The organism is Bacillus luti, assembly GCF_009739945.1.
Lineage (GTDB): Bacteria > Bacillota > Bacilli > Bacillales > Bacillaceae_G > Bacillus_A > Bacillus_A luti.
Window position 1 is genome coordinate 1,132,335 of sequence record NZ_CP040336.1, and the last position, 24,353, is coordinate 1,156,687.

The 24,353-nt window shown below is 34.9% G+C and carries 36 protein-coding genes and 1 pseudogene; 26 read left to right on the forward strand and 11 right to left on the reverse strand.

Annotation, left to right across the window (positions count from 1 at the left end):
* Positions 1-152: 152 nt before the first annotated feature.
* Together EUC40_RS05825 and EUC40_RS05830 are read left to right on the forward strand one after the other, a co-directional pair.
* Positions 153-368 (forward strand): DUF3912 family protein, encoded by a 216-nt coding sequence (locus EUC40_RS05825; RefSeq protein ID WP_001008335.1) that lies wholly within the window; start codon positions 153-155, stop codon positions 366-368.
* 87 nt (positions 369-455) lie between these two features.
* On the forward strand, positions 456-848 hold the full coding sequence (locus EUC40_RS05830) for a hypothetical protein (RefSeq protein WP_156574054.1): 393 nt from the start codon (positions 456-458) through the stop codon (positions 846-848).
* A gap of 77 nt (positions 849-925) precedes the next feature.
* On the opposite strand, the gene EUC40_RS05835 is transcribed toward EUC40_RS05830, so the two are convergent.
* The 3 genes from EUC40_RS05835 to EUC40_RS05845 all read right to left on the reverse strand — a co-directional run bounded on the left by EUC40_RS05835 (position 926) and on the right by EUC40_RS05845 (position 3,492).
* A complete protein-coding gene (locus tag EUC40_RS05835; RefSeq protein WP_156574056.1) occupies positions 926-2,320 on the reverse strand; it encodes an L-cystine transporter in 1,395 nt (464 codons plus the stop codon).
* Between the two features lie 107 nt (positions 2,321-2,427).
* Positions 2,428-2,670: a DUF2626 domain-containing protein gene (locus EUC40_RS05840; RefSeq protein WP_000440709.1), complete on the reverse strand. Its 243-nt coding sequence runs from the start codon at positions 2,668-2,670 to the stop codon at positions 2,428-2,430.
* Between the two features lie 126 nt (positions 2,671-2,796).
* Positions 2,797-3,492, reverse strand: coding sequence for a helix-turn-helix transcriptional regulator (locus tag EUC40_RS05845; RefSeq protein ID WP_071713010.1), 696 nt, complete (start codon positions 3,490-3,492; stop codon positions 2,797-2,799).
* A gap of 205 nt (positions 3,493-3,697) precedes the next feature.
* Here EUC40_RS05845 and comGA point away from each other — a divergent pair, with 205 nt between their 5' ends.
* The 10 genes from comGA (at position 3,698) to EUC40_RS05895 (ending at position 9,312) form a co-directional block, all read left to right on the forward strand.
* The gene (gene comGA / locus EUC40_RS05850) at positions 3,698-4,741 is read left to right on the forward strand and encodes a competence protein ComGA (RefSeq protein WP_071713011.1); all 1,044 of its coding nucleotides are present in this window, start codon (positions 3,698-3,700) and stop codon (positions 4,739-4,741) included.
* On the forward strand, positions 4,734-5,765 hold the full coding sequence (gene comGB / locus EUC40_RS05855) for a competence type IV pilus assembly protein ComGB (protein WP_156574058.1): 1,032 nt from the start codon (positions 4,734-4,736) through the stop codon (positions 5,763-5,765). The genes comGA and comGB overlap by 8 nt, the downstream gene beginning before the upstream one ends.
* Before the next feature lie 11 nt (positions 5,766-5,776).
* Positions 5,777-6,076, forward strand: a complete 300-nt coding sequence (gene comGC, locus EUC40_RS05860) for a competence type IV pilus major pilin ComGC (protein WP_001178698.1) — start codon at positions 5,777-5,779, stop codon at positions 6,074-6,076.
* Positions 6,073-6,528, forward strand: a complete 456-nt coding sequence (gene comGD, locus EUC40_RS05865; protein ID WP_071713013.1) for a competence type IV pilus minor pilin ComGD — start codon at positions 6,073-6,075, stop codon at positions 6,526-6,528. Before comGC ends, comGD begins: the two co-directional genes overlap by 4 nt.
* Entirely contained in the window at positions 6,521-6,823 is a 303-nt protein-coding gene (locus EUC40_RS05870; RefSeq protein ID WP_000829520.1) for a hypothetical protein, read from the forward strand. Before comGD ends, EUC40_RS05870 begins: the two co-directional genes overlap by 8 nt.
* Positions 6,793-7,260: a competence type IV pilus minor pilin ComGF gene (comGF, locus tag EUC40_RS05875; protein WP_071713071.1), complete on the forward strand. Its 468-nt coding sequence runs from the start codon at positions 6,793-6,795 to the stop codon at positions 7,258-7,260. The genes EUC40_RS05870 and comGF overlap by 31 nt, the downstream gene beginning before the upstream one ends.
* Positions 7,257-7,628, forward strand: coding sequence for a competence type IV pilus minor pilin ComGG (comGG, locus tag EUC40_RS05880; protein WP_156574060.1), 372 nt, complete (start codon positions 7,257-7,259; stop codon positions 7,626-7,628). The genes comGF and comGG overlap by 4 nt, the downstream gene beginning before the upstream one ends.
* A gap of 176 nt (positions 7,629-7,804) precedes the next feature.
* Positions 7,805-8,455: a 2OG-Fe(II) oxygenase gene (locus tag EUC40_RS05885; protein WP_156574062.1), complete on the forward strand. Its 651-nt coding sequence runs from the start codon at positions 7,805-7,807 to the stop codon at positions 8,453-8,455.
* A gap of 120 nt (positions 8,456-8,575) precedes the next feature.
* Positions 8,576-9,073 carry a shikimate kinase gene (locus EUC40_RS05890; RefSeq protein ID WP_156574065.1) on the forward strand — a complete coding sequence of 166 codons (498 nt, stop codon included), beginning with the start codon at positions 8,576-8,578 and terminating at the stop codon, positions 9,071-9,073.
* A gap of 38 nt (positions 9,074-9,111) precedes the next feature.
* The gene (locus tag EUC40_RS05895; RefSeq protein WP_000106081.1) at positions 9,112-9,312 is read left to right on the forward strand and encodes a YqzE family protein; all 201 of its coding nucleotides are present in this window, start codon (positions 9,112-9,114) and stop codon (positions 9,310-9,312) included.
* Positions 9,313-9,379: 67 nt separating this feature from the next.
* Here EUC40_RS05895 and EUC40_RS05900 read toward each other — a convergent pair whose 3' ends face one another.
* Both EUC40_RS05900 and EUC40_RS05905 read right to left on the reverse strand, forming a co-directional pair.
* Positions 9,380-10,012: a VC0807 family protein gene (locus EUC40_RS05900; RefSeq protein ID WP_001073111.1), complete on the reverse strand. Its 633-nt coding sequence runs from the start codon at positions 10,010-10,012 to the stop codon at positions 9,380-9,382.
* Between the two features lie 140 nt (positions 10,013-10,152).
* A pseudogene (locus EUC40_RS05905) lies at positions 10,153-10,270 on the reverse strand (GTP pyrophosphokinase).
* A gap of 73 nt (positions 10,271-10,343) precedes the next feature.
* Here EUC40_RS05905 and EUC40_RS05910 point away from each other — a divergent pair.
* Both EUC40_RS05910 and EUC40_RS27405 read left to right on the forward strand, forming a co-directional pair.
* Positions 10,344-10,571, forward strand: a complete 228-nt coding sequence (locus tag EUC40_RS05910) for a hypothetical protein (RefSeq protein WP_000032701.1) — start codon at positions 10,344-10,346, stop codon at positions 10,569-10,571.
* A 97-nt stretch (positions 10,572-10,668) separates the two neighbouring features.
* Entirely contained in the window at positions 10,669-10,800 is a 132-nt protein-coding gene (locus EUC40_RS27405) for a hypothetical protein (RefSeq protein WP_000064669.1), read from the forward strand.
* Between the two features lie 38 nt (positions 10,801-10,838).
* Here EUC40_RS27405 and EUC40_RS05915 read toward each other — a convergent pair whose 3' ends face one another.
* Entirely contained in the window at positions 10,839-11,633 is a 795-nt protein-coding gene (locus tag EUC40_RS05915; protein ID WP_098915423.1) for a YqhG family protein, read from the reverse strand.
* Entirely contained in the window at positions 11,620-13,302 is a 1,683-nt protein-coding gene (locus EUC40_RS05920) for a DEAD/DEAH box helicase (RefSeq protein ID WP_156574068.1), read from the reverse strand. The genes EUC40_RS05915 and EUC40_RS05920 overlap by 14 nt, the downstream gene beginning before the upstream one ends.
* A gap of 390 nt (positions 13,303-13,692) precedes the next feature.
* Between EUC40_RS05920 and gcvT the strand changes: the two genes are divergently transcribed.
* From gcvT to EUC40_RS05980, 12 genes are all read left to right on the forward strand, one after another.
* Entirely contained in the window at positions 13,693-14,793 is a 1,101-nt protein-coding gene (gene gcvT, locus EUC40_RS05925; protein WP_000631767.1) for a glycine cleavage system aminomethyltransferase GcvT, read from the forward strand.
* 20 nt (positions 14,794-14,813) lie between these two features.
* A complete protein-coding gene (gene gcvPA, locus EUC40_RS05930) occupies positions 14,814-16,157 on the forward strand; it encodes an aminomethyl-transferring glycine dehydrogenase subunit 1 (protein ID WP_156574070.1) in 1,344 nt (447 codons plus the stop codon).
* Positions 16,154-17,629, forward strand: a complete 1,476-nt coding sequence (gene gcvPB / locus EUC40_RS05935; protein ID WP_156574072.1) for an aminomethyl-transferring glycine dehydrogenase subunit 2 — start codon at positions 16,154-16,156, stop codon at positions 17,627-17,629. The genes gcvPA and gcvPB overlap by 4 nt, the downstream gene beginning before the upstream one ends.
* A gap of 289 nt (positions 17,630-17,918) precedes the next feature.
* Entirely contained in the window at positions 17,919-18,122 is a 204-nt protein-coding gene (locus EUC40_RS05940; RefSeq protein ID WP_000639159.1) for a DUF3929 family protein, read from the forward strand.
* 70 nt (positions 18,123-18,192) lie between these two features.
* Positions 18,193-18,384 carry a hypothetical protein gene (locus tag EUC40_RS05945; protein ID WP_000535933.1) on the forward strand — a complete coding sequence of 64 codons (192 nt, stop codon included), beginning with the start codon at positions 18,193-18,195 and terminating at the stop codon, positions 18,382-18,384.
* A gap of 116 nt (positions 18,385-18,500) precedes the next feature.
* Positions 18,501-18,875, forward strand: a complete 375-nt coding sequence (locus EUC40_RS05950; RefSeq protein ID WP_071713018.1) for a GntR family transcriptional regulator — start codon at positions 18,501-18,503, stop codon at positions 18,873-18,875.
* A 3-nt stretch (positions 18,876-18,878) separates the two neighbouring features.
* The gene (locus tag EUC40_RS05955) at positions 18,879-19,751 is read left to right on the forward strand and encodes an ABC transporter ATP-binding protein (protein ID WP_156574074.1); all 873 of its coding nucleotides are present in this window, start codon (positions 18,879-18,881) and stop codon (positions 19,749-19,751) included.
* Entirely contained in the window at positions 19,732-20,400 is a 669-nt protein-coding gene (locus EUC40_RS05960) for an ABC-2 transporter permease (protein ID WP_156574076.1), read from the forward strand. Before EUC40_RS05955 ends, EUC40_RS05960 begins: the two co-directional genes overlap by 20 nt.
* 14 nt (positions 20,401-20,414) lie before the next feature.
* A complete protein-coding gene (locus EUC40_RS05965; RefSeq protein ID WP_156574078.1) occupies positions 20,415-21,047 on the forward strand; it encodes an ABC-2 transporter permease in 633 nt (210 codons plus the stop codon).
* 32 nt (positions 21,048-21,079) lie between these two features.
* Positions 21,080-21,703, forward strand: coding sequence for an ABC-2 transporter permease (locus tag EUC40_RS05970; protein WP_156574080.1), 624 nt, complete (start codon positions 21,080-21,082; stop codon positions 21,701-21,703).
* Positions 21,704-21,717: 14 nt separating this feature from the next.
* Positions 21,718-22,311: an ABC-2 transporter permease gene (locus EUC40_RS05975; RefSeq protein ID WP_156574082.1), complete on the forward strand. Its 594-nt coding sequence runs from the start codon at positions 21,718-21,720 to the stop codon at positions 22,309-22,311.
* Positions 22,312-22,555: 244 nt separating this feature from the next.
* Positions 22,556-22,744: a hypothetical protein gene (locus tag EUC40_RS05980; RefSeq protein WP_187130302.1), complete on the forward strand. Its 189-nt coding sequence runs from the start codon at positions 22,556-22,558 to the stop codon at positions 22,742-22,744.
* 16 nt (positions 22,745-22,760) lie between these two features.
* Here EUC40_RS05980 and EUC40_RS05985 read toward each other — a convergent pair whose 3' ends face one another.
* The 4 genes from EUC40_RS05985 to EUC40_RS06000 form a co-directional block, all read right to left on the reverse strand.
* Positions 22,761-23,018 (reverse strand): DUF3975 family protein, encoded by a 258-nt coding sequence (locus EUC40_RS05985; protein WP_156574086.1) that lies wholly within the window; start codon positions 23,016-23,018, stop codon positions 22,761-22,763.
* A 15-nt stretch (positions 23,019-23,033) separates the two neighbouring features.
* On the reverse strand, positions 23,034-23,348 hold the full coding sequence (locus EUC40_RS05990; protein WP_016080306.1) for a DMT family transporter: 315 nt from the start codon (positions 23,346-23,348) through the stop codon (positions 23,034-23,036).
* Between the two features lies 1 nt (position 23,349).
* On the reverse strand, positions 23,350-23,682 hold the full coding sequence (locus EUC40_RS05995; protein WP_000312344.1) for a DMT family transporter: 333 nt from the start codon (positions 23,680-23,682) through the stop codon (positions 23,350-23,352).
* Between the two features lie 71 nt (positions 23,683-23,753).
* Entirely contained in the window at positions 23,754-24,335 is a 582-nt protein-coding gene (locus EUC40_RS06000; RefSeq protein WP_156574088.1) for a TetR/AcrR family transcriptional regulator, read from the reverse strand.
* Positions 24,336-24,353: the final 18 nt, after the last annotated feature.

Consider the following 24,353-nt stretch of genomic DNA (forward strand, 5'->3'; position numbering starts at 1 on the left):
ACATAGAAAGCGCTTCCAAGTGTATTTTATTATAAACTTTACGTTTCAATCATAAAAATGAAACAAAGAAAAAATAATTGTAATGAAGAGAGGATTCTTTTATTGTTCCGTCATATATATAGAGAAATAGTGCAATAAAAGAGGTGAGGATCTTGAACTTTGATATTGTAGGACAAAAAGCATATATAAAAGATGGGCCGCATCGGAACCGAATTGGAATTGTAAGAAAAAACGAAGAGCAATTAAAATCACACTTTGTTATTGTAATTGGAGAACAAAGTATTGATGTGGAGCTAAAGGATATCGTGCTAGTTGGAGTGGACGTAGGACAATTTCATACATGGTGTGAGCAAAATGGTTATTTGTAAAAGGGACGGGCTGTGAGATAATGAAATCTATTTGAGAAAAGAGAATATGTTATTGTATTCTCTTTTTCTATGTGTAAGGAGACAAAAATGAAGTATAAAGAACGAGATTTGACATCGGAGCTAAAAGAGAAAATTCAGTGTATGGAGAAGGAAGTAGAGCGAATATCACTTAAACTTTCTAAAGAGTATTCGCATTTATACATAGAAAAAAACATGGAATTAGAAATGGGATTTGCAAGAGAAAAAGAGAATCCCTTTGAGGTGGATTATTATTCATCAGTTGCTATAGCTATATTAGATGAAGAAAAAGAGATGATTGGATTTCACAACATTCCAATTTGGAAATGCGAAAGAATCTTTTTAGGAATGTCAATTCAATCAAGCATTTTGGGGAGTAAGAAAGTAGGGGAACTTGTTGATGAATCTTGTTATGAGATTGAGGAAGAGTTAAAAGGGCGACTAAAAGAATACTTGGAATGATAATTCTCAAGATACGATGTATAAAGGGAGAACGGAATAAAAAGACGCTAACAATTGTATGTTAGCGTCTTTTTTTATTATGAAGCAATTTCACCAGTTTTTGTATCATCTTGATTGTACGTATCTTGATCTAATTCACCAAGCCATTTACTAGAAATAAGACCTGCTGTCATAGAACCGCTTACGTTAAGAGCTGTACGACCCATATCGATTAATGGCTCAACTGAGATAACAAGAGCGACAATACCGATTGGTAAGTTCATTGTAGATAGTACGATTAATGCTGCGAATGTTGCACCGCCACCAACACCGGCAACACCGAATGAGCTAATTGCAACGACAGCGATTAAAGTTAAAATAAATTGTGGTTGTAATGGATCGATTCCTACAGTTGGAGCGACCATCATTGCAAGCATTGCTGGGTAAATACCTGCGCAACCATTTTGACCGATAGATACTCCGAATGAAGCTGCGAAGTTAGCGATTCCTTCAGAAATACCAAGTTTTTCTTTTTGAGCTTCAATATTTAATGGCATTGTACCAGCGCTAGAGCGTGATGTGAATGCAAATGTTAATACAGGGAATACCTTTTTCAAATATTGAATTGGATTTAAGCCAGATAGAGTGATTAATAATAAGTGAATAACGAACATTACGATAAGTGCTACATAAGACGCTAATACGAAGTTACCAAGTTTTAAAATAGCATTTATATCACTACCGGCAACTGTTTTTGCCATAAGAGCTAATACGCCGTATGGAGTAAGGCGTAAAATTAATGTTACCATGCGCATTACGATTGCATATACAGCATCAAGCATCTTCTTAAATAGCTCTGCTTGTTCTGGGTATTTCCGTTTTACACCGATAAAGGCGATACCGATAAAGGCTGCAAATATTACAACCGAAATTGTTGATGTAGGACGAGCGCCTGTTAAATCAAGAAATGGATTTGTAGGTAACAGTTCTAATAATTTATCTGGAATTGTTGTCTTTTCAATTGAAGTAAATCTTTCTTCAACTAATTTCAGACGAGCAGATTCTGCATCACCTTGTTGTAGGCCTGTTGCTGATACATCAAATCCTGCACTTGCAGCGATACCGACAGCTGCAGCAATTCCAGTAGTAAGAATTAAAATTCCGATAATAAGACCACTAATTTTACCAAGATTTTTCGTTAATTGTAATTTTGTAAATGCTGAAATAATAGATACTAAAATAAGTGGCATAACGATCATTTGAAGTAATTTCACATAACCGCTACCGATTAAGCTAAACCAAGTATTTGATTCAATAATTACTTTAGAAGTTGGCTCATAAATAAATTGTAATATAAGACCGAAGATAATTCCGACTCCTAAAGCAGTAAATACGCGTTTATTAAAAGATACATGCTTACGTTGCATATAGTATAATACGCCAACTAAGATGAGCATGACTGCAACGTTAATTCCAACAAGCAGTGTATTCATGTTGATTCCCCCTAATTCCAATCTGTTATATAGAATATAAGGCAATAAAACCTATAAGTCAACTAGGGAATTGCGGAATTAAAAAAAAGATGGCAAAGTGCCATCTTTTAATGTCCAGCTCCAGGGACGAGTAAAAACGTCGTGTAGTATGTAAATCCAATGAAGAAAACGGTTAAATATGCCCCGAATACGTATATATACATACGCTCTGTTAATTTTAAATAACTTAAAAGTACGAAGAAACCTGTTTGTCCTAAAAATAGTAGTGCGGTCGGGTGCATATCCCCTACGTAAAACATAACCGAGAAAATTCCAGTCCAAAAGCCGAGAACGCGAAACATGCGCTCCATGCAATCTCCCTCCTTTTCTAGAAAAAGTAAAACCTCTCTTCATTATAGTTTATTTTTCTTACTATTGTAAATATTCGTTCATATAAAAAAGAAGCCAATTTCACTGGCTTCTTTTTTATATGAGATTTAAATAGACATTTTATAATTACAAGATTTACATCCATCTAGTAAACTATCGTGCCGAGTTAATTCCATGTTAGGGAATAGGATTTCAAAAATCCCCTTCATCATATCTCCATGCATATTACAAATTTCAGTCGGGTGATGAACGGCAACTTCTTTAAATGGACAATTGTGTACATCATAGAAAATTGTTGTTCCATCTGGACTTAATTCAAATGCAGGGGATAAGCCAGCTGTTGAGAATGCTTCTTTTGCGATTTGAACTTTGTGTTCTACAGTTAAAGCATCTTCACTCACATTTAAACGCTGCATATGTTGTTGCATTAATTCCATTCCGAATTGTTTTCCTGTTTCGTATAGCGCTTTTTCACCAGCAGCTCCAAGGCTAAGTAGCGAATTGAAAGCTATTTTTGCTAATAATTGATAATCACGGAATGGAAATTGTAATTGGATAACATCTTCAGACAATACATATAGTCTGCTTGGTCTTCCGCCTTTGCCGGTTTTTTTTGTTTCTGATTTTAGCATATGAACATCTTCTAATTTAGATAAATGTAAACGTGCTACGTTCGGATGAATCTCAAATTCATCTGCAATTTCTTGTACTGTTACGTAACTATGTTTTTGAGAAATATATTTATAAATGTAATAACGAGTTGGGTCAGATAATACGCCTGTAATTTTTAAAGCTTGTTCCATGAGGATCTCCACCTTTATCACTTTATCCAAGATAATAACATTATAATACAGATAAACATGCGTATAGGTAATTTCAGACAATAATTCAGAAATTGTTCATAATTTCACAAACATATTTTTCCTTTTTAATCTAATGAAAATGCAAAAGTTCTAATTTTTCTTGTGTGATTTTTCATGCTATATACATAGTGAGGAGGGAAAAATGATGAATGGAATTGAAAGTTTTGCGAATACGATTTTGAAAGAAGCATGTAGGGTACAAGCATCGGATTTACATATTGTACCCCGGCAGAAGGATGTAGTGGTTCAACTGCGTATAGGGAAAGATTTAATGACGAAACAATGCATTGAAAAGGAATTTGGAGAAAAACTTGTTTCACACTTTAAATTTTTAGCATCTATGGATATAGGGGAGAGGCGGAAGCCACAAAATGGTTCATTGTATCTACAAATTGATGGGCAAGAAGCATATTTACGCCTTTCAACACTCCCAACAGTATATCAAGAAAGTCTCGTTATTCGTCTTCATTTACAAGCATCTGTTCAGCCATTATCTCATCTTTCGTTATTTCCAAGTACAGTTAAAAAACTGCTCTCTTTCTTACATTATTCTCATGGATTACTCGTATTTACTGGGCCGACTGGTTCTGGGAAAACAACAACAATGTATGCATTATTAGAGGTAATTAGAAAAAAGAAAACACGCCGTATCGTTACACTGGAGGATCCAGTTGAAAAGAGAAATGATGATTTATTACAAATTCAAATTAATGAAAAAGCAGGGATCACATATGAAGCTGGTTTAAAGGCAATTTTACGTCATGATCCAGATGTTATCTTAGTGGGAGAAATCCGTGATGAAGAAACAGCGAAAATAGCTATAAGGGCAAGTCTCACGGGGCATTTAGTAATGACGACATTGCATACCAATGATACGAAAGGAGCGATACTGAGGTTTATGGATTATGGCATTACGAGGCAAGAGATTGAACAATCTTTATTGGCTATAGCTGCACAGCGACTTGTTGAATTGAAATGTCCATTTTGCAAAGGGAAGTGCTCAACTGTATGTAAATCAATGAGGCAAGTAAGACAAGCGAGCATTTATGAGTTGTTATATGGACATGAGTTAAAACAAGCGATTAAAGGAGCGAACGGAGAATATGTTACGTATAAGCATGAAACAATAGAATCTTCAATACGAAAAGGATACGCTTTAGGGTTTTTAGAAGAAGATGTTTATGTTTAAGAAAACATGGCGTTTAAGTGATCAAGTAGTATTGTTGAAAAGGTTAGGCGAATTATTAGAAAAAGGATATTCTCTTTTACAGGCATTAGAATTTTTGCGATTTCAATTCCCTTTAGAAAAGAAAGAGCAATTGCAGCGCATGATTGAGGGATTAAAAGGTGGAAAAAGTCTGCATGATTCTTTTCATCAATTAATGTTTCATCAGGAGATGTTAAGCTATTTATTTTATGCCGAGCAACATGGTGATATTTCTTTTGCATTGCAACAAGGGAGTGCACTTCTTTATAAGAAGGATAAGTATAGGAAAGATATGATGAAAATAATGCAGTATCCAATGTTTTTAGCATTTTTTTTAATGATCATGATTATTGTGTTTAATCGCATCTTATTACCACAAGTTGAAATGGTTTATAGTGCGTTTAGTTCTACAGTTCCACTATTTACAGAACAAATTCTAAGTGCAATTAAACTACTACCTTACATGATTGTTAGCATCATTTTTATTGTTATTATCGGATGTAGTTCATATATGTTGTATTTTCGAAAACTACCACATATGAAGCAGGTAAAAATTATGCTTCGTATTCCCCTCATAAAAACATTTCTTATTTTAAAGCATTCGCATTATTTCTCCACCCAATTGAGCGGATTATTGCATGGTGGACTATCCGTACTAGAAGCTTTAACGATAATGATGGAACAAAAATATAATCCGTTCTTTCAGTATGAAGCGGGCCGAATTGAAAGGCAATTAATTGCAGGAGAACCGTTACAATCTATTATTGCTAAAAGTGGGCATTATGAGAAAGAACTTTCGTATATTATTACGCATGGACAAGCAAACGGCAATTTAGCAATTGAATTAGGTGACTATAGCGACCTTATTATAGAAAAAATCGAACAAAAAATTAAACGTATATTAGTTATCATTCAACCGATTTTGTTTACATGTATTGGTGGAATAGTCGTTCTTATGTATTTAGCAATGATGATGCCGATGTTTCAAATGATGAGTTCTATTTAGGAGGCATTTATATGCAGAATGAAGAAGGATTTACTCTTTTAGAAATGCTATTAGTTATGGTTGTTATCACTGTATTATTACTATTAATTATTCCGAATGTAGTTACACAGCGCTCATCCGTCCAAGGAAAAGGGTGTGCGGCCTACGTGAAATCGATAGAAGCACAAATACAAGTATACCAATTACAACATAATAAAATTCCGTCATTAACAGAACTAACAAATGAAAAATATATTACAGATGATAAGTGTCCGAATGGTGAATCCATTCATATTTCAAAGGATGGCGCAGTATCAACAGGGAAATCGTGAAACAAAAAGGATTTACTCTCTTAGAAATGCTGCTCGTACTATTTTCAATATCTGTACTAAGTATGATTACGTATTTAAATGTTCATTCATTATATGAAAGACAAAAAATTGAACAATTTTTGAAACAGTTTTCGAATGACATATTATACATGCAGCAATTAGCGATAAACCGTCAAAAACACTATACATTACGATGGCATAAAGAGAGAAATATGTATTATATAGGAGAGTCAGGCTCGACTCAATTTATTATCAAGAGAGAATATGACAATGATATACAAATTAATTTGCATACGTTTCCAAATCCAATGACATATAATCCGAGCGGGAATATCAATAGAGGTGGTACGATTTTGCTTTCGTATCGAAATTATAAATATGAAATTGTATTTCAACTTGGAAGAGGGAGATTTACGTATCGTGAAATGCCAAAAAGGGTCGGTAATGGCTGAGATGCTCGTGGCGTTAAGCTTATTAATGATGGCGGTATCGTTACTCCTACCGCAAACAGTATTAGTTATGCAAGAAAGAAAAAATATACAAATTCATTATAAGGCGTTTGTATTATTAAAAAATGAATCAGCTTTATACATGTATGAGAACGAAGAAAAGCGAATGAAAGAAAAGGTCATAAACGGAATTGTATATTACACATATTGGGGAGGAAAGGAAGTTTGTGCTATGTGGAAAGATATGAAAAAAAGAACGATGGAACAATGCTTTTATGTAGGCGAAAAAACAAATTAGAGGCGGGCTTTACATTATTAGAAATGATCGTATGTTTATTCCTTGTATCGATGTTCTTTTTACTCTTGCCACGCCTTCATTTTATAGGGCTGGAACATTCACAAAAAGGGTTAAGTGATTGGGAGTGGGATGTATTTATAGGTCAAGTGCAATTGGAGTTTCGTGGAGTATTGTTTGGAGAGCATATAGTTTTTGATAATAGAGATAGTATTTTACGCTTTCGACTGCGTGATGGGGAGGAAGTGACGTATGAAAAAATAAATAATCAACTTATAAGGAAAATAAATATGCGTGGAAGGGAAGTTGTGTTGCAAAAGGTTGGAATGATTTCGTACAAGTTAACCCCTCATTTATTATTCATATATGTGGAAGATGTTAGCGGAAAAATACATGAAGGTGTGGCTGTAAGATATAGTGTAATGAGAATGGGGACATGAGGAACCAAGATGGATTTACAATGCCTGGAACAATCATTTTTCTTCTTTTTTTAACTTCTTTTTTTGTGTACGAAACGAATATGTTGCTTACAGATAAAAATTTTCATATGGAAATAGAGCAAAAATTTTTGGTGGAGGAACTAATTAATCGAGCTATTGCCGATATAAAAGTAGAATTACAGAAAACAGAACGAGATGGTACATTTTTCTTTCAATATGAAAAGGGAGAAGCGAGTGGGAAGTACCGCTTTGAAAGTGATACGGTTTTCATTTCCTTGCAGTGCGAAACAAAACAAAAAAATTTCTATACGGTAAGATTTCGGTATAGAAAAAAAGATGAGAAGATATTTGATTGGATAGATGGATGATAGGTAAAATATGTTAATCGAAAACGATACTTCCTATTGTGAAAGGTGTCATTTTATTTGTATAAATGGATGAATATAACGATTGAAAGTTTAAATTTTCTCAAAAAAGAGAAAGGTAGAAAGAATATGATATATTCATGCTATCCAATCATTATTTATTTAGGGAGAATCGGGAAATGACAAACAATAATCAACTAGGTGGAAATAAGGAACAAACTATTTTTGATCATACAGGAAATGCAATTATGACAGAAGATAGGGAAATACACATTATTTCAAGATTCGAAGAACCTCTTATTGTCGTGTTAGGAAATGTATTAAGTGATGAAGAGTGTGATGAATTAATCGAATTGTCTAAAAGTAAGTTGGCGCGTTCTAAAGTTGGTTCATCACGTGATGTAAATGATATTCGAACGAGTAAAGGTGCATTTTTGGATGATAATGAACTTACTGCGAAGATTGAAAAACGAATTTCATCTATCATGAATGTTCCTGCGTCGCATGGAGAAGGATTGCACATTTTAAATTATGAAGTGGATCAACAATATAAAGCGCACTATGATTATTTTGCGGAACATAGTAGATCAGCTGCTAATAATCGTATTAGTACGCTTGTAATGTACTTAAATGATGTAGAAGAAGGCGGAGAAACGTTCTTCCCGAAATTAAATCTTTCTGTGAACCCTAGAAAGGGAATGGCAGTATACTTTGAGTATTTTTATCAAGACCAATCACTAAATGAGCTTACGTTACATGGAGGAGCTCCTGTAACGAAAGGCGAGAAATGGATTGCAACGCAGTGGGTGAGAAGAGGTACTTATAAGTAAAAGTGTGTATGTGACGTTTTGTTCTTCATTGTATAAGGAGAACAAAACGTTTTTTTGTTAAATAAAATAACATCTTTCGTTATAATAACAAATAACAAAGGATGATTGAGAGGAACGAAAATGAAATCTATATACATAACCGGTTATATGGGAGCTGGGAAAACAACAATTGGAAAAGCGTTAAGTAAAGAACTTCATATCGATGTTGTAGATACAGATCAAAAAATCGAAGAGAAGCAAGAGAAGGCAATTCGTAATATTTTTGCCGAAGAAGGTGAAATGGCTTTTCGGGAATATGAAAGTGAAATGCTACGTTCACTACCGGTTCATAATGTAATTATTACAACTGGTGGAGGAATTATTGAACGGGCGGAAAATCGAAAGTGGATGAAGGAAAATGGAATAGTTGTGTATTTATATTGTGATCCACATGTAATTGCAGAGAGGCTTCGTGAAGATACGACGCGTCCACTATTTCAAAAGAAAGACATAGATGCATTTGTAGCTAAATTTGAATCGCGCCGAGCTTATTATGAGGAGGCAGAGATTTATATTGATACGACAAATAAGTCGATAGAACAAATTATGAATGAATTAAAGGCGAAGATTAATGTATAAAAAAGTGGACATACTAATCAAGTAGAGGTGATGATAATATGTCTACTAATGATTATGTTCGCTTTGTGACACAGCAGTTTGTGTCGTATATGGATGCTCCAAAAGAAGATCGTAAACAAAAGAAAGAACAACGCCGTGCTGAAAAAGAGCCATTTATGAATAAGTGGTTTGGTGTTATGCCGCTTAGTGCTGCTTTGTTTTATCGCAACGTAAAAAATAAAAGAAAAAAATCAAGTTAACGAGTTCATAATATGTGTAGCAATATGAAAATCCCCTAGTAGCATCATACTACTAGGGGATTTTTATTTACTGCACAGATTCTTGTTCTTCAGTAACTGCATGTATTTTATTGTTCACCCATACGAACCCTATTCCGATACAAATGGAAATGCCCCAGCCGACAGCAGTCATAATCGCTCTCATTTCACCGTAGCCATCTACACCGAAAACAGAGATGAAATAGATTTTTAAAAAGCTTTTTAATATAAATTGCAGGCCGAAAAATAGCGTTAAATATTGCAATGCTGGATATATACGACTATCACGATACAGCTCACGGCTTTTATCACGGTCATGCCCTTGCAATGCGGCAATATCTGCAGCGAAATATAACATAAGTGGTTTTTTTATAAATATTGTACATATGACGATAATACCGAGTACGATGTGATAGTACGCATCGTTCCACAACATTCGTTCAGCTGATCCAGATAATAAATCTACCGTTGTATTAGAAATGAGTGTAATTAAAATAAAGAACCCTGTCACGTTAAACTGTTTTTCTTTTTTAAAGGTATACAGTGTATAAATAATCCCCGGAACAGAGGAAAGTAACATCGCGTAATAAGGATCGATATAAGGTTTTGCAAATTTCCAAATGAGGAATGGGATTACGAGATAAAAGACAAGATCTAATATAGCTTTTTTATTTTGATTCATACAAATCCTCCTTAAGTCATACATATATTTTATAATATAATTTCTGAAAATTGTATAAGGTTTAATGGGAAAAGAAAAAATATATCACTTTTTGAGGGATTAGTAGATTGAAAAAATTGCCCCTAGCGTAGTAAGTTTTTTTAGTATATAATAAAGGAAACGCTTTCATTTTTTGGTTTGTTCACAAAATGGACGGAAAATCACATATTTACTATCGATATGTTGCTTTATAATGAAACTAATTAAATATACATGCATACAATATTGTGAAATAAATAACATAAATAATCTATATAAATGTAAACGTTATCAAAAGAGAGAGGTGGAGACAATGAGTAAGTTTTTCTTCAATCATAATCCAGCAACAGTAGAGGATGGAAGGCTTGTTAAGTATGCTGAAATTATTTATGGAGAAGGTGGCCGTTCTGTACTAGAAAATTTAATGGTGAAGGCATCTATCAGATTACGTGATCGTTATCCGAATAAATCTGACGAGCAGATCTCGAACCTCGTAAATAAAGGCATCCATGATATGTTTCAAAAATACGTAAATGAGTAAGAGCGGCTAACGGCTGCTCTTATTTTTTTGTATAAGGATTGTATCTCTAGCTGAAAATAAACATGTATTTTGAAAGACATAAAAAGGAGTGAAACAGATGAGCAATGGAATTGGTCGTTCAAAAGAAAATCTTCCAACTGATGCAAATCATGTGAGTGCAAAGGATCGTGCGTATCAAAAACGTATGGCAAAGCAAAAACAGCAAGAGCGTAATGGCGATAGAGGATAATTCAAAAATAAAGCTCCTTCTAAAACAGAAGGGGCTTTTTAATTTAGAAAATGATTCGCGGTAATATAAAAAAGACCACCGTTAATAATTTGCACTGTAATGCGTGGTTCATATTGTTCTTGCAAGGCTTGTTTTTCAATTTCATAGCTTTCGGGAAGTTCATCACTTTCTTCATAAAACCGATTTAAAAGATCTAAATCGTGATTCCAGCGCACTCTTGCTTCTTTTGCCCACGTATGGTCATCTTCTGCAATAATATTTTTTAAAGCGTCCTCTATACGTTGTAACCCGCTTTGCGGTTTAATGATAGGCGAGAGTGTAAAACAAAAGTCAGGTATTTTTGGTGTGAGTTTAATATTAGTTAATGTGTCATGAAAGTTTGCCATCATTGTGCCGGAAATGAGATGAATGCCAATGGAGTGAAGGATGTCTTTTTTTCGATCACATTGGTAGGAAACTTTTATATTTATACCGAGCCACGGATGGAGTGGGGTATGCGTTGCACCGTTATGCCTTACCTCTTCGTATAAGCGTATGTAAGATCCGAGTTCTTTTGTCGTCTGGAAAATTTGATGTAGACGTGGTGAACCGTAGTGAATAAGTTCGCCATCGTTTTCTTCATTTTCTGGATTGGTAATAAGAGTAAGGCGCATCGGATTCGGTACGCCTCCTGTTTTCTCAAGATAGTGCCAATAAAAAGGGCGGTTCATCAATAATTTATCCATCTCAATCGTTAATTGCACGTCTAGTAGATGAGGGGAACGCTCTAAAATTTCACAGTTATTCGCCTCAAAGAAATTGTATAAGTAATTATGGATTTCATGTTGCTGCATAGCCTTGCACCTCAGCTTCATTTCGTTTCGCAAAGTCGATAATAGATGTTAAGTTTTCCATCTTAATTCGAATTTCTCCTTCGCTTTTTGATTGAGCAAAAATTTCTTGAATATGTGCATCGATGTTTTTCATATTAATTCTCGTTAAAATTTCATCGAGTTCACCGATAACACGCTCAAATAAATTGATTTTTTCATATAACAGTTTCAAAATATGTTCTTCAACAGTATGCTTTGTAGCTAAGTTATAAATATGAACATCATTTTTTTGACCAAGGCGGTGAATACGTCCAATTCTTTGTTCAAGGCGCATTGGGTTCCATGGTAAGTCGTAATTAATCATATGGCTACAAAACTGTAAGTTAATACCTTCTCCGCCAGCTTCCGTTGCAATTAACACTTGAGCACGGTTTTGGAAAAGTTCCTTCATCCAATCTTTCTTCCCGCGTTTAAATCCGCCTCGGAATGGTACAGAAGAAATGCCGTGTTGTTGTAAAAACCATTGTAAATACATTTGTGATGCTCGGTATTCCGTGAATATGACGACCTTATCATTGATTTCTTGTATAAGCTCTAGAGCTTTAGTTGCCTTTGAGTTAAAAGGAATATGATTAATTTTATCCATTAGGACATCAATATGCGGGTCCTTTATGTAATGCTCATTTTCCTTCTGTCGTTTTTCTACATGTTTTTTTAATGAATAGTAAACAGCCTCACGACTACTGCACGCTTCCCTTTTTAAAGTTAATGATGAGAAAGCAGATGAGAAAGCATCTTGTCCTCGCCAATTTTCAATATCGTTATACAAAGCTTGTTCTTCTTCGTTAAACTCAACAAAAATTGTACGTACATGCCTCTTTGGCCAATCAATTCCAGTATTATGGCGTCTATTTCGGACCATTACTTTGTTAATGAGAGCTTTTAAGTCCTCATCTGATTCGGCTGAACGATTTTTTGAAGCGTAATATTCTTCGAAGTTTGATTGATTTCCTAAATGTCCTGGCTTTAATAAAGAAACAAGGTTGAAAATTTCATCAATCTTATTTTGAACAGGAGTTGCGGTTAGTAATAAACAAAACTTCTTTTTTAATCTTTGTGCAAATTCATAGTTTTTTGTTTTATTATTTTTCAGTTTATGTGCTTCATCGATAATGATAAGGTCATATTCTAAGTTTAAAACGATATCGCGATGTGGTGAACGCTTTGCAGTATCAATGGATGAGACAATCACATCAGCTTGCTCCCATGAATAGCTTTTCTTTTGCGCTACTGCTGGAATGAAAAATTTTGTGTTCAGTTCGTATGCCCATTGTGACACGAGAGAAGCTGGTACAAGTATGAGTACTTTTTTTACAAGCCCACGCACCATATATTCTTTTAAAATAAGTCCAGCTTCAATCGTTTTTCCAAGTCCTACTTCGTCTGCTAGTATCGCTTTACCGTTCATTTGTTCAATCACATTTTGAGCAACTTCTAATTGATGAGGAAGCGGTGTGAAATGGGATAAATGTTTCGGTGCTTGTAGTCCATCGAAAGTAGGAACAAGTAATGATTTTTCTGTTTCATAAGCTAAATGGTATAAATCCCAGTTTGTCCAAGGACCATCTTCATCAATTCTATTTAAAAAATTGTTTTGCCACGTCCGATCTACGGAAATATCAACATTCATTACAACTCTCCCACCTTTTATAAACTAAAGAAATTATTTTTAAGTGTATGATGATTCGCCTTGAAAGAAGGCATTATTATCGTTATTAAAGGCGATATGACAGACAATAATAACGTATGAAATCTCAAAAGCTGTATTTAATAAGATTAAGTGTAAAAAATTCTAAATTATTTTTTATGCTAGAATATTGATGAAATATAGCGAATGATGTTAGGATAATGGTGTGAAATGTGTGGAATCTTTCGTATTTTATCCAAGAAAGTGATTTTTTATTTACGCTTTCATAAAAAAATGTAATGAGATTCCGTATATCTTATCTTTTCAGAATGAAAATGTTTAGATAAGGGAAACAACTTTTATTGATTTGTCAGAGCATAAGGGGGAGAGAGCATGATTACATTACAACGTACACCGTTATTTGATGTATACGCTAAGTATGGTGGGAAAACAATCGACTTCGGTGGTTGGGAATTACCAGTTCAATTTTCAAGCATTAAAGAAGAGCATGAAGCTGTACGTACAGCGGCAGGTTTGTTCGATGTATCTCATATGGGAGAAGTTGAAGTAAAGGGTGTAGATAGTTTAGCATTTTTACAACGTGTTGTTACAAATGACGTATCTACCTTAAAGGTAGGGGGCGCACAATATACAGCTATGTGCTACGAAAATGGTGGTACAGTAGATGATTTATTAATCTACAAACGTGGTGAAGAAGACTATTTATTAGTAATCAATGCATCAAATATCGAGAAAGATTACGAATGGTTAGCAAGTCATGTAATTGGCGATGCGACAGTAGTCAATGTTTCTAGTGAAGTTGCACAGCTTGCAATTCAAGGACCAAAAGCAGAAGGCATTTTACAAAAAGTTGTGTCAGAAGATTTGAAAGAAATTAAGTTCTTTAAATTTAAAAACGATATTCTTGTAGATGGAATTCCTGCACTTGTATCTCGTACGGGTTACACAGGTGAAGATGGATTTGAAATTTACTGTAAGAGTGAAGATGCTGCAAAACTTTGGGAGAAACTTCTTGAAGTGGGAGCAGAAGAAGGCTTAAAAGCATGTGGTTTAGGTGCTCGTGATACACTTCGCTTCGAAGCAACATTACCACTTTATGGTCAAGAATTATCGAAAGATATTACACCGATTGAAGCTGGAATTGGCTTTGCGGTAAAACCAAATAAAGAAGCAGACTTCTTTGGAAAAGAAACGTTAAAAGAGCAAAAAGAAAACGGTGCATCTCGTAAATTAGTCGGCATCGAAGTAATCGAACGCGGTATTCCTCGTACGCATTACCCTGTATTTATAGGCGAAGAAAAAATCGGGGAAGTAACGAGTGGTACACAATCTCCAACGTTAAAGAAAAGCATTGGTTTAGCACTAATTGATGTAAAATACGCAGCAGTTGATACAGAAGTAGAAATTGAAATTCGTAATAAACGCGTCAAAGCAGTAGTTGTTCCAACACCATTTTATAAACGTTCAAAGTAACGGGGAGAGGGGTAGATTTCATGTTGCATCGTTATCTTCCAATGACAGAAGAAGACAAAAAAGAAATGTTACAAACGATCGGCGTTCAAACGATCGATGAGTTATTCTCTGATATTCCAGAGAGTGTTCGTTTTAAAGGGGACTTAAAAATTAAAGAAGCAAAATCAGAGCCAGAGCTTTTAAAAGAGTTATCTCAAATGGCTGGCAAAAATGCGAACTTAAAAGAATACGCTTCTTTCTTAGGAGCAGGTGTATACGATCATTACGCTCCAGTAATTGTTGATCATGTGATTTCTCGTTCAGAATTTTATACAGCTTACACGCCATACCAACCAGAAATTTCACAAGGGGAATTACAAGCGATTTTTGAATTCCAAACGATGATTTGTGAATTAACAGGAATGGACGTAGCGAACTCTTCTATGTATGACGGAGGTACAGCTTTAGCTGAAGCAGCAATGCTGGCAGCTGGCCATACTCGTAAAAAGAAAATTCTTGTATCTAGTGCAGTTCATCCGGAATCAAGAGCAGTACTTGAAACATACGCAAAAGGTCAACATTTAGAAGTTGTTGAAATTAATCATAAAGATGGTGTAACAGATTTAGACGTATTACAAAGTGAAGTAGACGATACAGTTGCTTGTGTAATTGTTCAATATCCAAACTTCTTCGGACAAGTTGAAAAGTTAGCGGATATTGAAAAAATCGTTCACCAACAAAAATCATTATTTATCGTTTCTTCAAATCCATTATCATTAGGCGCATTAACACCACCAGGAAAATTTGGTGCTGATATTGTAATCGGTGATGCACAACCATTTGGTATTCCAACGCAGTTTGGTGGACCGCACTGTGGTTACTTTGCAACAACGAAAGCATTCATGCGTAAAATTCCAGGACGTCTTGTTGGACAAACTGTAGATTCAGATGGTAAACGTGGATTTGTATTAACGTTACAAGCGCGTGAACAGCATATTCGCCGTGATAAAGCGACGTCTAACATTTGTTCAAACCAAGCGTTAAATGCATTAGCAGCATCAGTTGCAATGACTGCACTTGGAAAACAAGGTGTGAAAGAAATGGCACGTCAAAACATTTCTAAAGCACAATACGCAAAACGTCAATTCGAAGCGAAAGGCTTCACTGTAACATTTGCTGGCCCGTTCTTCAATGAGTTCGTTGTAGATTGCAAACGTCCAGTAAAAGAAGTAAACGATGCATTAATCCAAAAGAATATTATCGGTGGTTACGACCTAGGCCGTGATTATAAAGAGCATGCAAACCATATGCTTGTAGCAGTAACAGAGCTTCGTACAAAAGAGGAAATTGACACACTTGTAAACGAAATGGGGGCTATCCAATGAAGAACCAAGACCAAGCACTTATCTTTGAAGTGAGTAAAGAAGGACGCGTAGGATATAGCTTACCCAAATTAGATGTAGAAGAAGTGAAACTAGAAGATGTGTTCGAGAGCGATTATATTCGAGTAGAAGATGCTGAGCTACCAGAAGTATCTGAACTTGACATTATGCGCCACTATACAGCACTTTCAAACCGTAACCACGGTGTTGATTCTGGCTTCTATCCACTTGGATCTTGTACGATGAAATATAATCCGAAAATTAACGAAAACGTAGCTCGTTTTGCAGGATTTGCAAATATTCATCCTCTTCAAGATGAAAAAACAGTACAAGGTGCAATGGAATTAATGTACGACTTGCAAGAGCATTTAATTGAAATTACAGGTATGGATACTGTTACTTTACAACCAGCAGCTGGTGCACACGGAGAATGGACAGGTCTAATGTTAATTCGTGCATACCATGAAGCAAATGGTGACTTTAACCGTACGAAAGTAATTGTTCCTGACTCTGCTCACGGAACGAATCCAGCATCTGCAACTGTAGCTGGTTTTGAAACAATTACAGTGAAATCAAATGAACATGGTCTTGTTGACTTAGAAGATTTAAAACGTGTTGTAAACGAAGAAACAGCGGCACTTATGTTAACAAATCCTAATACATTAGGTCTATTTGAAGAAAATATTTTAGAAATGGCAGAAATCGTCCATAATGCAGGCGGTAAATTATACTATGATGGTGCAAACTTAAATGCCGTATTAAGCCAAGCACGCCCAGGAGATATGGGATTTGACGTTGTGCATTTAAACCTTCATAAAACATTTACAGGTCCTCACGGCGGCGGTGGCCCAGGTTCTGGTCCAGTAGGTGTGAAGGCTGATTTAATTCCTTACTTACCAAAACCAATTTTAGAGAAAACAGAAGATGGTTATCGCTTCAATTACGATCGTCCAGAGGCAATTGGGCGTGTGAAACCATTCTATGGTAACTTCGGAATTAACGTTCGTGCGTACACATACATTCGTTCTATGGGTCCAGATGGACTACGTGCAGTAACGGAGTATGCTGTATTAAATGCGAACTATATGATGAGAAGATTAGCTCCATTCTATGATCTTCCGTTCGATAGACATTGTAAGCATGAATTTGTATTATCAGGTCGTCGTCAAAAGAAACTTGGTGTACGTACATTAGATATTGCAAAACGTCTGCTTGATTTCGGTTATCATCCACCAACAATCTACTTCCCATTAAACGTGGAAGAATGTATTATGATTGAGCCAACAGAAACAGAATCAAAAGAAACATTAGATGGTTTCATTGATAAGATGATTCAAATCGCTAAAGAAGTAGAAGAAAATCCAGAAGTTGTACAAGAAGCACCACATACGACAGTCATTAAACGTCTAGACGAAACACTGGCTGCACGTAAACCAGTTTTACGTTATGAAAAGCTAGCTCCTGTACAAGTTTGATGAGAATAAAAAAGAACTCGCTACATGCGGGTTCTTTTTTTATTTGGAGAATTTGTGCAGAAATAGTAAAGAAAATGTTAAAAATTAAATTTTTTTGTTCCATATTGCTGTAAAGATGTAGTTTTATAGGTGGTTTTGTTGAAAAAGTCGGTTTGATAAAAGTATTTATTTTTGTTAGAATTTTATTGAAATTAAGAAGATGTAATGAGATAGGAAAGACTCATTTTTATTTATATGTGAAAAAACGAACAAGTTTGGGGGTGAAATTGTGGGATATCGGTGTTATAGAATGATATACCATTTAGAAAACGGAAAAACGATTAAAGATGTAAAAGAATTTTGTTATCGAGACCAAGGAAAAGTACTAGAAAGAGTAGCGCATCGTGTAATGGATAATAGAGAAGTGACGGCGATTGATAAGCAAGGAACAATCATTTCAATAGCGTGTGAGGACATCATAAAGGTGGAACTTGATTACATAACAGAAAGTTAACCTTGAGTCATATCGAATTATTCGATAAAATATACTGTTGAATGGCGAAGTGAGAAGAGAGGAGTTTATCATGGGTAGTACAAGACACTTTTATATGTTTATCTTAGCGTTTGTTCTTGTTGTGGCATTAACGATTTATTTAATTGTTGATAGCAGCTGGTACAACACAGTTCATCCGGCATTCCTTCTGTTTATGTATATAGGAATTGCGGTAGTGAGTTTCGGAATGAGAGACGAGATGTTAGATCGCTTTGAAAAGTGATACATATACGAAAGACCAACAGGAAAATGTTGGTCTTTTTTTCTTGCCAAAAATAGGATGCTGTGTATATACTGTGTATATAAGGTATATACAGTATATACACATTGGAGGAAAACATGAATATTATTATTTCGAATTCTTCCCAAGACCCTATTTATGTGCAAATAAGAAAACAATTAAGCCAGCTTATTTTAAATGGTGGTTTAAAGGGGGGAGACCAATTACCGTCTATTCGTAGCTTAGCGAAGGAATTACAAATTAGTGTAATTACAACGAAGCGTGCGTACGAAGAGCTTGAAAAAGAAGGATACATAGAAACGGTCGCTGGGAAGGGGACTTATGTTTCACGTAAAAATAATGAACTACTAAAAGAACAGCGGCTACGTCTATTGGAGAATAAAGCTGAAGAAATTGTGAAAGAAAGTAAAGTGTTGCAGCTGTCGCTTGAAGACTTACAGCAGATGATTGCGTGTTTATACGAGGGGGAATAAGGGATGTTAGAGTTAAAAAACGTTTGTAAAAGTTATGAAGATTTTGCAGTGAAAAATATAAGTTTTGCATTACCACGTGGATATATTATGGGATTTGTCGGACCGAACGGGGCCGGGAAAAGCACGACAATCAAAATGATTATGAATTTAATTAGAAAAGATAGTGGTGATATAAAAATTTTTGGCAAAGACAATAAAAAAGCCGAAAAGGAAATAAAACAAAATATCGGTTTTGTATATGATGAAAATCATTACTACGAAGATTTAACGTGTGAACAAATGAAACGTATTATTGCACCGTTATATAAAAAATGGGACGAAAAGCAGTATCAATCGTATATGCAGAGATTGCAAGTCCCAAAGTATAAAAAGATTAAAGAACTATCTAAAGGGATGAAAATGAAGTTTGCAATTGCTATCGCACTTTCGCATCATGCAGAGTTTATTATTATGGATGAACCGACAGCAGGATTAGATCCAGTTGTTCGAAGTGAATTACTTGATATGTTGCAAGAGATTGTAATGGAAGATGAAGTATCGGTATTATTCTCAACGCACATTACAACAGATTTAGAGCGCATCGCAGATTATATTACGTTCATCAACGATGGAGAAATTATATTTACTGGTGAAAAAGACGACTTAATGGAGAACTACGTAATCGTAAAAGGAAGTAATGATTTATTAGACCGAGAAGGAAAAGAGCTATTTGTTGGATTACGAAAAAATAAATTTGGTTTTGAAGGTTTAGCGAAGGATAAACAAGCAATTATCGATTGGTTTGGAAATGAGGTTGTAATAGAAAATCCTACATTAGACGATATCATCGTTTACACTGCGAAAGGGAGAGATGCTTATGCGTCAGCTCGTATATAAAGATTTGTTCTTTTTTCGGGGGATATGGCCAGTGTATCTTACTATACCCTTTATATTCTTTTTATTTGAAAACGGTGATGGAATGCTGTTTCCTATGAGTTGTTTATTTGTAACGCTTTCATCAATTACGATGTTAATTGTAATTGATGAACGGAATACCAGTGACATTATTATCAATAGTTTACCGTTAAGTAGAAAAAATATCATAATTGCTAGATATATTTCCAGTGCAATATTTATTGTAGGTGGTATGTTCTCTACTATGTTGTTTATTTTCCTTATAAGAGGTATTGCTGTTTTTGATGATATCGGTGCATATCATCCTAATCTATACATTGAAATTCCGTGGTATGAAGTAATAAATGGGGTTGTTTACGCCGTATTTTTAGTTGTCACCTTTTTCCCTAGTTATTATGGTACAAAATCGAAGGTAGTAAGAAGTCTAGTATCAGCAGCATCAATAGGAGTGGGTGGGATACTTTGGATATTGATTAGTGATGGGCTGAATGAAACAACACCTTCATTCATGGAGTGGATTATGAATCCTCTGCATATTGGTGTATTTATAGTTGGATTCATTGCATTAGTCAGTATTTATATCGCTTCTATGTTTCTTACAATCAAAATTTATGAAGCGCGTGATTTATAGAGAGGAGAATTCATATGCAACAGTTGATTTTGAAGGAATTTTTCTTACAGAAGAAGATGTTTCCTTTTTATTTTTTAATACCTATTTTATCTGTTTTTAGAAATTCTGTAGAACCAATGGGGATTGCAATAGGATTATTTATGACATGTAGTACGATTATATATATTTCTTTTTATTATGAAGAAAAAAGTAAAACAGAAAAAGTATTAGTGAGTTTGCCTATAATGAGAAAAGAGATAGTTATAGCTAAATATATTTCAACCACATTATTTATTATAGTCGGTTTGAGTATAACCTCTATAGTCGTAATATTAGGAAATATTTTGTCGAACAGAGATATAGTTATTCCTGGATATGCAATATTTTCAGCAATAGTAGCAACCTTGATTTATTGTGTAGTAACGATACCTACTAATTACATTGGGGGATATAAAGCTATTACAGTTTTGAATGTGATTATGATTTTTCCTTTAATGGGTATGATTGGCCTTATGTGCAATATTTTTGGTGATGAAATAATCATGTTAAAAGTACTCCACTCTCAAGAGGCTACACTAGCAATGAGTGTTGTTGGTATCGGAGTGTTAGTAAGTATAGTCATATCAATGTTGCTCTCAATGAAAATGTTTCAGGAGGCAGAGTTATAGAAGGGACATTTTCATATTAGGAGGGGGAAAACATGATCAAGAAACTAGTTTTAAAAGATATGATGTTACAAAGAAAGTTAGGGTTTGCTTATCTTATATGTTTGTTTTTTCTCGCTATTGTTGATTTTCGCAGTGATAGTTTTCTGATGACATTTAGCATGTTCATACCTGTTCTTGGAATGATGCAGTCAATGAATTGTGAGAATAAAAATAAAAGCGAAATGATAATAAACAGTTTACCGCTTCAGCGTAAAGAAATTGTCATAGCAAAATACATATTTGCAAGTATTTTAGTTGCTTTAGGCGGAGCTCTTCCTTTTACTGTTAGTTTAATCCAATTGCAAAATGAAAATACCACTGTATTTATGCTATGGGCAGCGATTCTTGGCGGGATAACGGGAGGGTTGGTTTATACTATGATCGTACTTCCAATTGAATTTTCAGTAGGGTATAGTAGTGCAAAACAAATTGCTCCTTTTATCGGGATTGCATTTGGATATTTAAGTGGATTGATTGTAAGTAATGTGTGGTTAGATGTGGAGAGTGTATGGAACACGAGTCTAGTCGTAAATATTTGTTTTATAGTAGGACTGCTTCTTTTATATGTTATGTCCATGTTTTTCTCAATTCACTTGTACAATGAGCGTGATTTGTGAGGGGGGGAGTAATCATGAGGCAACTTATATTAAAAGATTTTATTATGCAATGGAAATTTTTAATATGGCATATGCTATATCCCCTTTTCTTGTATATGACATTAGTGGATATTAAAAGTTTTTACGTAATTATGTCAGCTATAATTCCAGTAATAGCAATTTTAAAAACATTTAATGACGATAAAAAATATGATAGTGAAGTAATGTTAAATAGTTTACCGCTAGCGAAAAAAGAAATTGTAGTTGCTAAATACATAATGGCGCTTATTGTTTTTGTTATAAGTATGATAGTGTCTAGTCCTGTAGGGATCATTCATTTTACAGGTGGGGTATTTGAATTTATCACGACAACATTAGTGACGATTACTGGATTTGTTTTTATATATTTAAGTTTGGTCTTACCGATATCGTTTTGGTTAGGGTATAAAAAATCAGTTTTTATTACGTTTTTCATACTAATAGCACCGACAGCAATTGGTACCATGTTCTTTGAAATCAACATGGAACAAATTCAACTGTATAACAGCTTGTTGTTTGGTAGTTCAATTTTCGTGTTAATAGTATCTGTCTTCGTTTCGATAAAGCTATATGAAAAAAGAGAATTTTAAAAGGTGCCCTATAAAAGGCACCTTTTTCAATAACGACAATATGAAAGTAAGAGTTTATAAACAGAGAGGCTATTCGGTACATCTTTCGGAGTATGTAATATAAAGCTGAAAACGATAACGAGTATGAGAAAGAGGAAAAATAAAAATAGGATTTGCTTATGTATAGAATTTTGCATATTATCCACTCCTTTTTTAGGTAGTATGTCCAAAAGAAAGGAGCGTATGAAAGATTTTAGGGGGGAGCATGATGAACAAAAGAAAATGGTTATATAGAATAGGGATACTTTTCGTTTCAATCGGTCTCATATTAGCAAATTTTTACTCAGACATACCATCACCATTTCCTAATTTGCATAAAGGAATTGGTATCAGTATTGTCATAGTTGGTCTTCTTTGTCTTATCACATCAAACTTCTATAGAAAGTCTGAATGAATATAAAAAAGGACAGTTACTCTTTTTCAGAAGTACTGTCCTTTTTAAATACTTTATTCAATAGTTTGGCGATACTCCATATAATGACGATTGCAATGGAGGCAATAATGGACCAAACGATTGATATAATTTCAAGTGTCATGTTAGGAAGGAATGTGAGAATGGCTACTAGTTTATGAAACAACCATTCTATTATATGAAAACTTATTTGTAATAGAATGACGATACCAAGTGTAATCCATGCTAACATTTGCCTTCCTTTTTCTTTCCACATGACATTCACCTCACGTTAGCTTAATAGTTTTAAGCCAACAGCGCCGCATAGAATGCAACTTAAGAAGGCAAGGCGACGCCAATCCGCTGATTCACGGAAAATTAGAATGCCTAGAAGTGCACTACCGGCAGTTCCGATTCCAGTCCAAATCGCGTAAGCAGTTCCCATCGGTAACGTGTCCATCGCAAGGGATAAGAAGAAGAAACTTACTGCGAAGTTAGCGATTAAAATAACTTTTGGTGCCCAGCCTTTCTTTTCAGTGGCTACTTTCATAAAGAGTACACCAATAATTTCACAAATACCAGCTAGAATTAAAAATACCCAAGCCATTTTATGCGGCCTCCTTCGCTTCTTTTTCTTCTGTTACTCGTTTTAAACCAATTACTCCGAAGAAGATTAAACCAATTAATAATACTTTTACAATAGAGAAAGGTTCTCCAAAGACGAAAATCTCTGTCAGAACGATTCCGCCAGCCCCAATTCCTGTGAAGACTGCGTATACAGTGCCGACAGGTAAATCTTTATAAGCTCTAAATAATAAGACGAAACTAATTGTAATTAATAGCGCAACACCAGCCCATTCAAGTGGTGCCTCCGCTTTTTTTAGTCCAATCACCCAAAAGATTTCAATAATACCAGCTATGATTACATAAATCCAAGCCATATGTCATTTCTCCTTCCTACCAGTCGTTAGGTAAAGGGCTTAAAAACGACGCATTGCAAAGGAGCAATCCGTCAGTTTGAAAGTCCGCGCCAAAATACTTTCCAAGAAGCGTCTAAACGTGTCTCAAAACGATTTAAACCTGCGTATAGTAGTTCAACCATGAGACCGTCAAGTAAGCATAGAAAAGCCTCTAAGGCATCTTTTACTTCAATGTTATGCAGTTCATCTTGTTCGCTTGCTCTTTTAAATACAGGGAATAAAAGTTTTCCGACGTTTTCAATGTGCACATTTGCTTTATTAATAATTTGTTCGCGAAATGCATCAGGCGGAAAATAAGAAGTTCGTAACCAAAACATTGATTCTTCACTTTCACCAAATCGTTTTGCATAGCCCTTTAGTAACTGTAAGAGCAATTCTTCAGTGGACGAATTGGAAAAGCTTTCGATATCGCCTGTGAAGCTCTGCAAATCTTTTTGAAGAGCCGATTCTAAACATATAAAATATAGCTCTTCTTTTCCTTTAAAGTGTGCGTAAATTGATGGTTTTTTAATCCCAACTTCTTGAGCAATATTTGCTAATGAAGTTCCTTCGTAGCCGTAGCGTGCGAAATGAGAAAGTGCTACAGCTTTAATGCGGTTTGCTGTCATTTTCATCCCCTACCTACCGTTCGT